At 60.3% G+C, this 13122-nt stretch carries 14 protein-coding genes and 1 pseudogene; 5 read left to right on the top strand and 10 right to left on the bottom strand.

Translation table 11 applies throughout. The annotated features are described in order from the left end of the window. Positions 1-7 precede the first annotated feature (7 nt). The 6 genes and pseudogenes from AC628_RS15340 to AC628_RS15315 form a co-directional block, all read right to left on the bottom strand. The gene (locus tag AC628_RS15340; protein ID WP_143201615.1) at positions 8-418 is read right to left on the bottom strand and encodes a hypothetical protein; all 411 of its coding nucleotides are present in this window, start codon (positions 416-418) and stop codon (positions 8-10) included. Next, on the bottom strand, positions 394-573 hold the full coding sequence (locus AC628_RS15335) for a hypothetical protein (RefSeq protein WP_074127626.1): 180 nt from the start codon (positions 571-573) through the stop codon (positions 394-396). Before AC628_RS15335 ends, AC628_RS15340 begins: the two co-directional genes overlap by 25 nt. Positions 574-595: 22 nt before the next feature. After that, positions 596-1540, bottom strand: coding sequence for a DUF1259 domain-containing protein (locus AC628_RS15330; protein ID WP_074127625.1), 945 nt, complete (start codon positions 1538-1540; stop codon positions 596-598). 70 nt (positions 1541-1610) lie between these two features. Further along, positions 1611-1868 (bottom strand): hypothetical protein, encoded by a 258-nt coding sequence (locus AC628_RS15325; protein ID WP_245321183.1) that lies wholly within the window; start codon positions 1866-1868, stop codon positions 1611-1613. A gap of 88 nt (positions 1869-1956) precedes the next feature. Next, the gene (locus AC628_RS15320) at positions 1957-2190 is read right to left on the bottom strand and encodes a PepSY domain-containing protein (RefSeq protein WP_074127623.1); all 234 of its coding nucleotides are present in this window, start codon (positions 2188-2190) and stop codon (positions 1957-1959) included. Between the two features lie 48 nt (positions 2191-2238). After that, positions 2239-3056 (bottom strand): annotated as a pseudogene (locus AC628_RS15315) (chromate resistance protein ChrB domain-containing protein). A gap of 365 nt (positions 3057-3421) precedes the next feature. Here AC628_RS15315 and AC628_RS15310 point away from each other — a divergent pair. The 3 genes from AC628_RS15310 to AC628_RS15300 are packed head-to-tail and all read left to right on the top strand — an operon-like array spanning position 3422 to position 5853. Further along, a complete protein-coding gene (locus AC628_RS15310) occupies positions 3422-4450 on the top strand; it encodes a Cj0069 family protein (RefSeq protein ID WP_074127622.1) in 1029 nt (342 codons plus the stop codon). A gap of 3 nt (positions 4451-4453) precedes the next feature. Then, positions 4454-5050 (top strand): ABC transporter ATP-binding protein, encoded by a 597-nt coding sequence (locus AC628_RS15305; RefSeq protein ID WP_074127621.1) that lies wholly within the window; start codon positions 4454-4456, stop codon positions 5048-5050. Continuing rightward, positions 5047-5853, top strand: a complete 807-nt coding sequence (locus tag AC628_RS15300; protein WP_074127620.1) for an ABC transporter permease — start codon at positions 5047-5049, stop codon at positions 5851-5853. Before AC628_RS15305 ends, AC628_RS15300 begins: the two co-directional genes overlap by 4 nt. Positions 5854-7117: 1264 nt before the next feature. Here AC628_RS15300 and AC628_RS15290 read toward each other — a convergent pair. The 3 genes from AC628_RS15290 to AC628_RS15280 all read right to left on the bottom strand — a co-directional run bounded on the left by AC628_RS15290 (position 7118) and on the right by AC628_RS15280 (position 10425). Next, positions 7118-7762 carry a Crp/Fnr family transcriptional regulator gene (locus tag AC628_RS15290; RefSeq protein ID WP_245321182.1) on the bottom strand — a complete coding sequence of 215 codons (645 nt, stop codon included), beginning with the start codon at positions 7760-7762 and terminating at the stop codon, positions 7118-7120. 779 nt (positions 7763-8541) lie between these two features. Beyond that, complete coding sequence (locus AC628_RS15285; RefSeq protein WP_074127618.1) at positions 8542-8730, bottom strand: hypothetical protein; 189 nt, start codon at positions 8728-8730, stop codon at positions 8542-8544. A 285-nt stretch (positions 8731-9015) separates the two neighbouring features. Then, complete coding sequence (locus AC628_RS15280) at positions 9016-10425, bottom strand: DUF2130 domain-containing protein (RefSeq protein ID WP_074127617.1); 1410 nt, start codon at positions 10423-10425, stop codon at positions 9016-9018. A 536-nt stretch (positions 10426-10961) separates the two neighbouring features. Here AC628_RS15280 and AC628_RS42105 point away from each other — a divergent pair. Both AC628_RS42105 and AC628_RS15275 read left to right on the top strand, forming a co-directional pair. Further along, entirely contained in the window at positions 10962-11294 is a 333-nt protein-coding gene (locus AC628_RS42105; RefSeq protein WP_210190212.1) for a hypothetical protein, read from the top strand. A gap of 198 nt (positions 11295-11492) precedes the next feature. Beyond that, on the top strand, positions 11493-11714 hold the full coding sequence (locus tag AC628_RS15275; protein ID WP_074127616.1) for a hypothetical protein: 222 nt from the start codon (positions 11493-11495) through the stop codon (positions 11712-11714). A 1192-nt stretch (positions 11715-12906) separates the two neighbouring features. Here the strand turns inward: AC628_RS15275 and AC628_RS15270 are convergent. Next, on the bottom strand, positions 12907-13110 hold the full coding sequence (locus AC628_RS15270) for a cold-shock protein (protein ID WP_074127666.1): 204 nt from the start codon (positions 13108-13110) through the stop codon (positions 12907-12909). Between the last annotated feature and the right edge of the window lie 12 nt (positions 13111-13122).

Genomic DNA, 13122 nt, shown 5'->3' with positions numbered 1-13122 from the left:
TGCCCCGTTAGTTGTGATCTGCGGGTTCGACGATTCCGTCGAATGCAACCCCGAGCCCTGATGGCACCAATTCCAGACGCTCGCCCCTGAGCGTCACCGCGTAACAGCCGTCATCATTCTCGCCGAGCCAAAGGTACAGCTCGTCCTTTTCGATGGACCATTTTCCGACCTTCTTCGTTCCCATCGAATAGCTTCTCAGCGTGCCGTCCCGCTCGTAGACGAAGCGATAATGCACCTCATCCGTGAGCTGCATTCCCGCAAATCTGGCTTTGATCTGTGCGCCAGAGAGCTTCCGCGCGTCCGCTGCGGCCGCGTAGTCCGACGCTAGACCGCCGGCCAACACGGCAAGAACGGCCAGTATCGGAGGCATCCCGATGCGGGCGACCGCTGCTGTCATTTCTTGCAGGACTTCATGCACATCTGATACTCGGATTTGCAGGTCGGTCCCGCGTAATTCTTCATGCAGGCCTTCTGCTGATCGGCGCAGACCTTGCAGCTGGACTCGCCGATAGCAGCGTCCATGCTCGCCAGAAATCCGGCTGCAAACATGAACACGATCATGACCGTTCGCATCGCTTGATCCCCCTTTGTCGCGTCACCCTTTGGCGCTTGCGGTCTTGTCCAGCGCAGCGCGCAGACCCTTGGCGAGCTTGATGGCATCGTCATTGGCCCAGAAGTGCATGAAGAACAGCCGCGGCTCCTCATCGAGCATGTGGCTGTGCAGCGCCGTCACCTCGATGCCATGCGTGCGCAGCGCCGTGATCACGGGATTGACCTCCTCGCCGGTCAGCACGAAGTCGCCGGTGATCGCGGCCTTGCCGCCGCCGGTCGGCTGGAAGTTGATCCCGGTTGCGACGCCCATTGGACCGACCGGGGTGAGCAGCACGCCGGCTTCCTTGATCGGGTCAGTCCGTTTGACGCCGAACTGATAGACACCGCCATTGGCCTGCCCCTTAACACCGATGATCTGGTCGAGCTGCGCCGTGTCCAGATCGATCGCGGGAGGCGGGCTTGCCGGAGGCGAACTCGTCAGCGGTGTCCTGCTTTCGGCGAGCCCGTCACGGATCGCCGCGGCGATTTTGGCGGGATCGCCGTGGCCAGCGACGTGCATGTAGAAGGTTGCGGGACTGGCGCGCAGCAGATGATTGTGAACGGCCGTAATCTCGAGTCCACCCGCGATCATCTTGGCCATCACCGGATTGATCTCGGTCTCCAGCAGCACCAGATCGCCCATCACCATGACGCCACCATGCGCCGGCTTGAACGCCACCCAGCCGCCAAGCGCCAAGGCGGGCTTGATGGTGACGCCATCCAGGGTCACCGAGAGGTCAGTGCGCGCAAATCCATAGCGATGCACGTCGTCCGAGACGGCAGCCTTGCGGCCCAAGGTTTCGTCAGTCTTCTGCCAGTCGACGCTCTGCGCTCGCGCCGACGCGATGAATGGCTCGCTGAAGATTTTCCAGTCGAAGGTCTGCCCAATGGCGGTCGAGGCAAGCAGGCAGCAGCCGGCGCCAATGAAAGCCGAGATTGTTTTTCGCATTGAATTCCTCCTTGCAGGTGGTTCGGAAGCCGGGGCGCGATCGCCGCGGCGGCGAAAGGCCCCCGCCTTCCTATTCCTTCAACAGGCGCACGATGGTTCGTGCGCCTGAGATGGTTTGCACCGAAATCGTGACGGGATCGCCAAAGCGGACAGCGTCGAAGATCAGGCCGTCCTGCACCTTGAAACCCTCCTCCCTGTCCGTGGATAGCCGAATCTCGATGATGTTTTGGCTCTGGTCGACGCTATTGACCACACCACGCAACGTTTCGGTCGCGGGCGGTCGAGCGACTGCGCCGACGGTCAGCGCTGCGATCGGCTCCTGCTGCACGGCCGCTTCGTTGGCTGGTGCCGACAGGGCTACGCCTGGCAGCAGACACGTCAGCCAGGCAATCGTTCTCAGATTCGTCATTGTGAGCTCAATCCCGCTGCTTGATCTGGCCGCTGCTGTCGATCACGAGGTGGACTTGCTTGCCGTCCTTGACCGCCATTGCAGTCGTGCCCTCGGCAGTCGACTTGACGTCGCGGACCTTCGAGTAACCGGCCGCCTGAATTTTGGCGATGAGCTCATCCTGGGTGAGTGCGTGCGCTGGCGGGCTGCCGCTGGCGATGGCGAGCAACAGCGTTGCAGACAAAAGTGCGTGTTTCCGCATGATCGTTCTCCTGGTTGTCCCTGCCCCAGGTGAAGTGTCCGACGTAGGTCACGCCTTGACCTTGTTGGTCGGCCAGTTGTGGTCTCCTTGGTCGCGTCGCGGCACCAGCGGTAGAATGCGTCGTACAGCAGCATGCCGGCACTCAGCTGTTCGAGATCGTCGTCGAACATGCGCGACAATCCGAGCGAGGCTGCGAGCAAGCCGGACGCTTCCGGAGAGAGATGGGGCCGTGCGGTGTCGGCGGCGCGCGCCATGGTAGCCAGCCGCTCCAGCGCCGGTGTCGAGAGGCACAACTCCTTCACCATCACATCGAAGGTGCAGAGTTCACCACGATGGCTCCAGTACACGTTCTCGATGTCGAACGGCGTGGCGCCGAAGCGTTCGGCGACATCCGGGACTTCCGAGGCCGTGACATAGAGGAACACCGCAGTGGGATCGATGAAGCGGCGGATCAGCCACGGGCACGCGATGCGATCGAGCTTGGGACGCGAGCGCGTCACCCAGACCGTGCGGCCCCGACCGTCGCGTTTCGGAATCCTATCGGCGGGGACGGTCGGTAATTCTGCCGCCGCCCAGCCCCGGTGACCGCCCTCCAGGACCTCAGCTGCAATGCTCGCGGACCGGAGCCAGGCAGCCGTGCCTTCACTGAGCTTCTGGCCCCTGTTGCAGACGACAACGACCGACTGGCCGGTCATGCTTGAGGCCCAGTTTTGGACATCGAGATGGGATCGACGAACCGCGCCCGGTATCAGTCGTGGATCGGCCGAAAAGTCTTCATCGATGCGAACATCGATGAGCGCCGGCGCGCTGGCCGTGCCGACGAGACGGGAGAGTTTCTCGGTCGAAATTGAGGTGTAAGAAGACATGCTGCGCCCTTGGTGAACAGGACGCGATTCTTGGGCATGTCGCCTCGCGGGGAGATCGCAAATCCCCGAAACTCGAATAAAAACCCTGCCGGCAGGGCTGTCAACCGCGGCATTGTCGGGCTCGATCAAGCCCTCATCCAAAGAACGTCACAAAGAATTTATTCTTTCTTAGGAACCATCCCGAAAGCGGTCGCGGGTCGCAGGGACACGCTCCGAACCGGGTAGCAGACATTGAATGAGCACCATTTGCCGCCAGCTTGAACCGTCAGAACGATCACCGTAGAATGTCTTGGAGGGGATTAAGCAGACTCCCCGTGAGACTTCGGTCCAAGCTCTGCGCAGCACGCAACACGTGGAGCTTGCGCATGGACACCGAACGACAACCATCTCGCCGACCCACCATAGCTATCCTCTCGCGAGGCGACGCAACTGTGCGTCGGGACACGACCCCACAAAACAGCCGCTTCGTCCGCGTCTTCGAAGCACTTGCCGCGGCTGGCGTAGAGGCCCGCCCGGCGATTTACGACGAAAGCTTTGCCGAGGAGGTCCGCGGGCAATTGCTCGCGGTCGACGGCGTCCTCGTCTGGGTCAATCCAATCCAGGACGGCCGAAATCGCGTCAGTCTCGACGCCCTGCTGCGCGACGTCGCCGCTCGGGGCGCCTGGGTGAGTGCCCATCCCGATGTCATCCTCAAGATGGGCACCAAGGAGGTGCTCTATCGTACCCGCTCGATGGGATGGGGAAGCGACACGGCGTTATATCAAACCGCCGAGGCGATGCGCACGGAGTTGCCGCCGCGGCTCGCTACAGGTCCCCGCGTGATCAAGCGCAACCGGGGTAACGGAGGCCAAGGCGTCTGGAAGGTCGAGAGGTTGCCGACTTCCCCCATGATAAGGGTGCTGGACGCGACCAAGGACGCGCCAGAGGAACTAACGCTGGATGATTTCCTTCGTCGCTGCGCCGAGTATTTCGAAAACGGCAGTGTGATCGACCAACCGTTCCAGCCTCGCCTGACCGAAGGCGTCGTGCGCTGCTATATGGCAGGCGATCGCTGCGCCGGCTTTGGCCATCACAAAGTCAAAGCTCTCGTCGACTCGCCGGCAGCACGTTCCGAGGCCGGGCCGCGGCTCTATACGTCCAATGCCGACCCGCGCTTCCAGCGGCTGCGTCGGTTGATGGAAAATGAGTGGACGCCGCAGCTAACCTCGCTGCTGGATATTGCGCGAGGTGACCTGCCCGCGATCTGGGACGCCGACTTCCTGCTCGGCCCCATCCAGGCCGACGGGAGCGACAGCTACGTGCTCGGCGAGATCAACGTCAGCTCGGTGCATCCCTACCCGGACGAGGCGCCGGCGGAGATCGCCAGGCGCGTTGCCGATCGGCTGCAGCTTTGACGCATGCTGACGGTCAGCGGCCTCAAGCGCTTGCACATCTCCGTGTCCTTCGACTTGCAGGACGGCGAATGCGTCGCCCTGCAAGGGCCTTCTGGGGTCGGGAAGACTCTGCTGCTTCGCTCCATCGCGGACCTCGATCCCAACGAAGGAACGGTCAAGCTCGACGGAACGCTGAGAGAGGCGATGTCCGGTCCCGCCTGGCGAAAGCGAGTGACCTATCTCGCCGCCGAGCCCGGCTGGTGGTCCGACACTGTGCACGAGCACTTCACGACCTGGGATGATGCCCTGCCGCTGGTCACGCGCCTGGGGCTTCCGGACGGCTGCGGACCTTGGCCGATCCAAAGGCTTTCGACCGGTGAGAGACAACGTTTGGGGCTTGTGCGGGCGCTCATGCTGCGATCGCGGGTGCTTCTGCTGGACGAGCCAACCTCGGCGCTCGACTCGGCATCCGCCGCGGCCGTGGAATCCCTGATCGCCGAACGCATTGCGAATGGAACGAGCGTCATCTGGAGCACGCACGACAACGCTCAAGCCCGCCGCGTCGGGTCGAGGATATTCGTGATGGGCCCCGATGGTTGCATCGAGGAAAACCGGCCGTGACCTACATCCAGCTTTCGTACGGTGATCTGGCCCTCCCCGCGCTCCTCGTCGTCATGGACGGCGTTCTCTCGCTTGCTCTCCGCCTCAAGCTTGAGAAGCAACTGGCCATCGCGACAATGCGCATGGTGGTTCAGCTCGTCCTCGTTGGATACGTGCTGATGTTCCCGTTTGCCGCGGTGTCGCCCCTTTGGACAGCCCTTGCAGCCGTCATCATGGTTCTCTTCGCATCTCGGGAAATCGTCGCGAGGCACAAGCGGCGCCTTCCGGGCGTTTGGAAATATGGCCTGGGCGCCGGATGCACGCTGCTCGCCGCCGGTACCGTCACGATGTTCGCCCTTCTGACGGAACTACGCCCCGATCCTTGGTATCATCCGCGCTACGCGCTGCCTTTGCTGGGCATGATCCTGGGCAACACCATGACTGGAATAAGCCTGGGCTTGGACGTGCTGACAAATAGCCTGGTGCGCGAACGAGCCGCCGTAGAAGCTTGCCTTGCACTCGGCGGCACCCGACACCAAGCCCTGCTGCCGATCATACGGGACGCCTTGAGAAGCGGCTTCATGCCGATCATGAACAGCATGGCGGCGATCGGCCTCGTATCATTGCCAGGGATGATGACTGGCCAGATTCTCGCGGGCGTCGAGCCGGTCGATGCCGTAAAATATCAATTGCTAATCATGTTCCTGATTGCCGGCGGGACCGGGTTGGGAACGCTGGCCGCCGTCCTGGGTGGCGCACACCTGCTGACCGATCATCGACATCGGCTACGCCTCGATCGAATTGCAGCAGAACGGTCAGAATGACTGGGCTACCGACCATTCGGCCGCCCGTTGCATGCCGATTCGTTCATTGGCTCGCTTGACTCCTAGCGGTCTGGCGAACCTCGAATAGAGCGCCGGCAACACTACAGCCGTCAACAGCGTCGCGATCATCAGCCTGTGATCACGGTGGCAAGCGACTTTTGCATCTCGGCCCCCACCCCGTGGCCAACCTCATCGGCACGAAGCCAACGGAGGGGAGCAGTGCGGTCGCCACGACGGGACGGAATCATCTCGCTCGAAGAGGTGACTTGATCTCGCGGTCGATCCCACGGGAAGGGAGCACGGTCGTATAATCAAAATGAGTGCCTGAAGAAAAGCGCGTTGAACGTGGGGTTGCTCCCAAGTCGCACGTCCATTAGTTCGACATGTTGGCGTCAAGGAGCGCCAGAAGTGAGCGCACCACTACTAGTCGCCGACGTCCGATCGTTGTCGTAACGATACACCCAGCTCCTTGGACTCCACAAAGCTGCGGTGGCGGCGCTCGATGCGGGCCGACCCAGGTGGCAGAGCTTTCATCTCGAAGAAATTTGAGCCTGGGCCGGGGGCGCTGACGGTAGAGTCAGCGGCCTCCTTGCGGCGATCGTTTTCGAGCGAACAGCTCAGGCACCTTGGCCGCTTTCGCGATCCGAATAGAGATTGCGCATGCCGCGCTCACCGCAGACTAGGTCGCTAATTCGCCTTCAACTCGCACAGCTTCCGCATGTAGTAGCCTTGACTCTCCACAGCCGACCTAATCTCGTCACTGACGCTGGAAGCCTTCCGCTTCCTCCTCCATCGGCCTGACGTACCTGTGAGATGTATTGGGAAACCCTCTCTTACGACCAGCAGATCACGTTTGTTATTCAGATATACGTCGAACATGGGTCACCCTGTGAGGTGAGGAAAGAGTATCGCTGCGGAGCGGAAGGAGGGTTGCGCGAATACAACAGACTTAGTCAAAAGACGCCGGGTTAGGATCGGACTTCTTTCGTTTGTCGCGATGTCGCAAGAAAACAACGCCCTTCTGATCGCCGTTGACCCAATCGAGTTCGCTGCGTCGATAGGCAAGCCCGTTCGGACTCCTTACGATTTGAGGGAAAGCAGTTTTGCAATGAGCGCGGCGGTCAGCAGCGTGGCGTGACCGTCGGGCGCGATGGCGTAAATAATCGGGACGTGCGCTTGACCTTTCCTAGGCGGCCGTATGGAAAGGACGGCTCACATGGCATCACCTACTGCATCATCGGGCAAAACACGCGGTCGGGCCGTGCTACTTGAGAAAGATCTCCTCGAGTTCGAGGCGCAACGTGCTGTGACATTCGCACGCCATCGCCGCCAGCCGCGATCGGTCGATCTCGATCAGGCCGCGTCGATCAGCTCTGATCCCTCCGGACGCACGCAGATTGCGCATCAGGAGCGTCACCGTCGTTCGTCGCACACCGAGCATTTGCGACAGCGCCTCCTGCGTGATCGGGAGCATGTCGTGGTCGATGTGGTCGCGAAAATGCAGCAGCCAGCGAGCCAGGCGGGCTTCGACTGGATGCAGCGCATTGCAAGCCGTGCCGATCTGAAACTGCATCAACAACGCCCTGAGGTGAATCTGGACCGCGTTCCGGATAGCGGGACTCCGGGTGAAAGCGGCGTGAAATCGCGATGCGGGGATGCGGGCGGCGGTGCCTGTCGCGCGCACGACTGCTGTCGCTGTAACGGCCGAAGGTGATGGCCCGAGCAGGGAAAGAATGCCGACCGCCCCCTCGCGCCCGACCGCGGCGCTGGCGACCGTCTCTCCGTTTGCCATCTCGAACATCAGCGAGATAGCGCCGCTATAAGGGAAGAAGACATGCTCGATCTGGTCACCCGCTTGCGCGAGGACCGCGTCTTGATCGAGCGCGACCGTCGCCAGCTCGGGCGCCAAGAGGTCGAAGTCCGCCGCCGGCAGGGCTGCTAGAAGACGGTTACTTATTGCGCCAGGACGTGTCACTGCGGGTAACCCGCTGTGAGGAATCCGCCGCCCTCTCGATACCGAGCGGCGCGGAAAGGTCTCAACATCTGAGGTTCGCTACGCGCACCAACATCCTAATCACTTGCATCAAACTCCAAATGCTCGCGACCGCCGAGTGCCAGATTTTGCTTTCAGCATGATCGGGAAATAGTTGCAAGTAGACCGCGAGCCTCAGTTTCATAACGCGCATGCGTAAGATGCAGAGCTTTGCGTCCGCATGAGTTCCAATTTCCGGCGCGCGGCAAACGTTACGGCAACCCTGGGCGATGCCGCTTCACGTCGGGCTTGTCGCTGTGACAAGGCGTGCATGCCTCGACGTACGCCGCCGCGAGATGTTTGGCGATTAGCTCTGCAGTCAGCAAAGTCGCATGACCGTCGGCCGCAACGGCATAATTGAGCGCGCGCCGGGTGCAGGCGCGGATCGGTTTCGATCTCGCGGGCGGCTTGCATCGCCGCGAGCACCGTGTGGCGCCTTTCGATCAGGTATTGACCGCGTCCGATAAACAGGGACGCGGTGAAATGGTCAGCGCTCCGGATGGCTGCAATTGCGCGGGACTCGATCGCGTCAAACGTCATGCAGCGATCCTCAGCGAGAGCGCGGCGACCCGCACGCCGGGCTGTAGCGCGGATCGTAACCGTAGCATCTGCCGCCCGCGATCTTACCCTCGCGGGTACCTTTCCCTCCTCCACCGCTATCGTTGATGACCTAGCCCGATTCCGAGATGCAACGCCTTCTGGCGCAGCGCGCCGACTGTACGTTTGGTCAGCTTTGAGATTTTGGTGACCGGAGTCCGCGCCTTTGAATGGGCCTTCAATTCCCTGATATCTGCCGCAGTCCACTCGCGCCGCTTAACGCGCTTCTTCGTTGCCTTCTTCGCCATGAAATGGCTCCGTTTAAATGAGGAGCGGCTTGTATCACAGCTTCATTGCAAGAACACAAACCCTTTGGTGCTAAACGTTTGGTTCGCCATGCCCGCTCTGATTGGGAACATGCCATCTACAACAGCAAGCCAAGCCTTCGAGCCTCCTCGATCATCCACAGTTGTTTGCCTCCGTGGAAAGCCTGCACTTACCGAATGGCCTTTGCATGGCTTGTGCGCGAAATTGGCTTGGATGTGGTTGCACGATTTTACGTCACGATGTGTTCTGCCTGGCCTTCGGCTGGCTCACTCTGCGGCTTCAGCAGGGGAGCTTTTTAGCTCCGCGAATTTGGCTGCCATGGTGGGATTCCCCCGGGTCAACTTCTTGATCGTCACATCCTGCGCCTTGTCATTCGCGAGGCGCAGATTGCGGTCTGCGCCAATCAGGGCGTCCTTTGTCTTCTGCAGATGGTCGATGGACTTGTCGATCTCGCTGATCGCCGTCTGGAAGTGCCTGGAGGCGAGATCGTAGTTCTTGGCGAACCCGTTCTTGAACGTCTCAAGCTGGCTTTCAAACTGCGTGATGTCGATATTCTGGGCCCTGACGAGCGCCAGCTCTGTCTTGTACTTCAACGAGTTGATCGCCGCATTCCGCAGCAGCGTGATCATGGGCAGGAAGAACTGCGGCCGGATCACGTACATCTTCCGATAACGGTGAAAGACGTCGACGATTCCCGCGTTGTAGAGCTCACTGTCAGGCTCGAGCAGTGAGACCAGCACAGCGTACTCGCAGCCCTTCTCGGTCCGGTCCCGGTCGAGCTCCTTGAGGAAGTCCTCGTTCTTGCTTTTCGTCGCGGTTTTGTCGCTTTCGTTCTTCATCTCGAACATGATCGAGACGACCTCGGTGCCGGCATCGTCCGAGTCCCGGAAGATGTAATCGCCCTTGCTGCCGGTCCGCGCGTCGTTGTCCTTCTCGAAGTACGCCCGCGGAAAGGCCATCGACCGCACCCGGTTGAACTCGGTCTCGCAGTGCTGTTCGAGGGTCTCGCCGACCATCTTGGTCGAGAGGCGGGCCTTCATGTCCTTCAAACGCTCGATCGTGTCATCGCGATCCTTGATCTGCGTTTCGTACTTGTCCTTGAGCGATTGCTCGGAGAGCTGCTTTTGAAGCTGCACCTGCTTGATGCCGTTCTTCAGCTCATCGCGCTCTTTTTCGATGGCACCGACCGCCTCGGTGACCGCGAGCTTCTTCTCAACCTCGACGGCCTGGACCTTGGCCTTCAGCTCCTGGATTTCTTTTTCCTTAGCAGCGGAAATTTTGTGCTGCTCACTGGCCAGAAGCGCTTCAGCAAGCTCCGAGGCTGCTTTCTTTTCGCGCTCGGACTCGGCAAGCGCGTTGGCGAGCCTGTCACGGTCCTTTTCCACGGCACTGAGCGCTTCTTTAACGGCGAGCTTCTGGGCGACCTCACTCCCCTCAAGCCTGGCCTTCAACTCCTGGATTTCGGCATCTTTGGCGGCCGTGGTCTTCTGCACATCGTTACTCACCTGGGCCTTGGCCAATTCAACAGCGCTCTGCTTGTCACGCTCGGCCAATTCCAGCCGCTCGTGCAGCTGCCTGACGAAATCGGCGTCACGAACCTGCTTCAGGATCTCCGCATAACCGGATTCATCGACCTTGAAGGCCTTGTCACAGTGGGGACAGATGATTTCGTGCATGTTTCCTGGCCGGGTGGGCGGCTGCTGTTGTCATTTAAAGAGGGCTGCGGCCCGGCAGAATCGGCCCCGCCTACCAACAAGAACAAAATTAGAACAAGCAGTTTTGGAGGGTCAAGACGGAAGCAGCGGTTTTGCGCATTTTCGGCCGTCAATCCCCGGGTTTTCCATAAATAGCGCCCTTAGGCGGGGAGATAGTCCACGCCTTGGGGTACTAACCGAGCCTGGTCTGCCGCGGGATGAAGAGTTCGCTGAGCTTGCGTTCGGAAAGCACACTCCGGTACCCCGTGTGAGCAGATGACGGCGGCCGGGCGGGGTTTAGGATTGATCGAGTAACCGAGTTGCTTGGCCTTAGCGCTACCCCCGCGCTGGGGCCGTTTTCCCGCTGCGACCAATGATGCGTTCGCCAGCAATCCCGCGTGCGGTTCCCTCGTCCGTATTCTCACGGGCCCATGTTGGCAGACAACTTGCGATGCGCGTGTGAACTGTTCGGCGAGAGCGGTTCTCGATGTGCGCACTCAGACATTCGGAGCACGCAAATGAATATGCATCATCATTTTGAGACGGCCCGCGAAAGCTCATTACGAGAGTTGACAATCATCAGCAAGATTTTGGCCGATCTTGTCCGCACCTGCCAACTGATCGAATCCGACATCGCGGCCGAAGAAGGGCGCTCGGGGATTTTCGACCAATCCGACGCGAGGTATTCGATTTTGGCAAAGTCCCTGAACGGACGGCGCGACAATCTCAAGGGAACCATTGCTACTCTTGAAAAGCGTTTTACCGATTGCGCAGCACAAGCAGGGTCCCAACGCAGCATAAGTCGAGTCAGCGCTGCTGGGGTGCTGACGCGGCCCGCCCCTGCCGATTGATGGAGCACGCCCGCGCATTCGAGCCGCCGCGCTCGGTGCGCAGGAAGGTCACATGGTTGGTCTTCGGCATGGCGTCGACGGCCTGGCGCAGCTCAGCACTCAGGCAAATGTTTGGGCTACTAGTCCGTAAGATGCCGGGAACCTCTTCCCTCCGCGCGGCGAGTTGCGTTAGGCTCACAACCCGGGCGAGAGGCGAGAATGGCGAGCAAGGTTGTACGCGTCGATAGGATAGAGACGGTGATCCTGCGGCGCCTCCGTCGCGTGCAGGCGTGGCGCAGGGCGCGGCTGAAACGCCTCTTAGCTGATCCCGACATTGCCAAAAATGACCCGGAGCGGCGAAAGTCCATCAAGGCCGCGCAGCACTACACCGCTGTCTCTGCGCGCGCGGAAGCTATCCTGCGAGGTCTGATCGACCGCTAGGGGATGACGCATGTAGCTCGCTGCGAAGAGATGAAGTCGCCTACGTCGGCATCCAAACCTCGACCACAGGTATCTCGCGCGTCCCGATCAGTAGCGCGATAGCGGCGAGCATCAATTGGCGCATCGATTAGCCTCTTTGTGCCCGCTAGTTCCTTGTCTTTGTCCATAGGGTATGACGCCATGTCATTGGATCGCGAAGACCCCAAAACAAAGGAAATGCTCCGGCGTCTTCAGATCGAGCATGATGCTATTATTCGCAACATTGGCCTAGTGACCAGGGTCTGGGCTACGTTGGAAAACCAGCTATATGGTGGGAATGGACTGAGAGGCCGCCTGAGAATCATCAGGCAATCCCCGTAGAGATCTGGCGTCCCGTTTCCCGACTTTCCCCAGAAGATCAGCTTGACCGTCGGACGGTCAATGAAGCCGTGGCAAATCACAAAGAGCCCGACGCCGGTTAGGGTATCGCGGTGCCAAAGCAAATGCCTGGGACTGGGCAGGCATCTCGTTGCATGGCCTGGCCCGCTTAACCTAAGCTATTGGCTCACATCACCTGATCATCGTAGCTTAGTTGGATGCGAGGTTCGCTGCGTTTGGCCAGGGATCAATTATGTGGGTCCGGATTTTGGCGGTGGGAATAATTGGCTTTGCCGGTATGGGTGCAGTTAATGCGCTCGCGGGAGATCCGGCGCCGGCACCGTCCGTCGAGTATCCAGTGGCGGAGCGCGCTAAGAAGGCCGATCGGCTTTCGCTCGTCCCAGAGCAAGGGACGATAGGCTCCACAACGAGCGGCCCCGCGATACAGCCAGCACCAATCGCACCGGTACCGCCGGCACCTGCCCCGCAAACGAAAACCATCCTGGAGCCTCCTGCCGCTCGTGTCGTCGCTCGACATCGGCATGAAGCGACCGGTCCGAAACTGAAAAAGAGAAATCGCCTCGCCAGCAGCAAACCCTATCAAGCCGCAAACGTCGAAAAGCCGATCCGTACTGTCGACTGCAACGGAAATGGACTGGATAATCTCTTGCGGTCAATGCGGCTGAAGCCGGGTTGTCTATAGGCTGGATGTCCTGACAAACGAAAAGCGACCCCGGCGCTGGGGGCGCCGGCGTCGCCACTAAGCTCCCGGTCGGGAGCAACCTAACGCCAAATGACGTCTCCTGGCGTTGCCACTTGTTCCCAGAGGCGAAGCTCAGCCTACTCTGAGGTTTTCCGCGGACGTCTTGCCCCGGTTGTTCGTTTCTTCGTAGCTCACCTTACCACCCTCGTTGAGGCTGCTCAGACCCGCTTTCTCGACGGCCGAGATGTGTACGAAAACATCCTTGCCGCCGTTGTCGGGCTGGATGAACCCATAACCCTTGGTCGGGTTGAACCACTTCACGGTACCTGTAGCCACAGAACAAATCTC

The organism is Bradyrhizobium sp. NAS96.2 (assembly GCF_001908235.1).
GTDB lineage: Bacteria > Pseudomonadota > Alphaproteobacteria > Rhizobiales > Xanthobacteraceae > Bradyrhizobium.
Note: the sequence above shows the minus strand (reverse complement) of the source record. Positions and strands in the feature narration are given on the sequence as shown.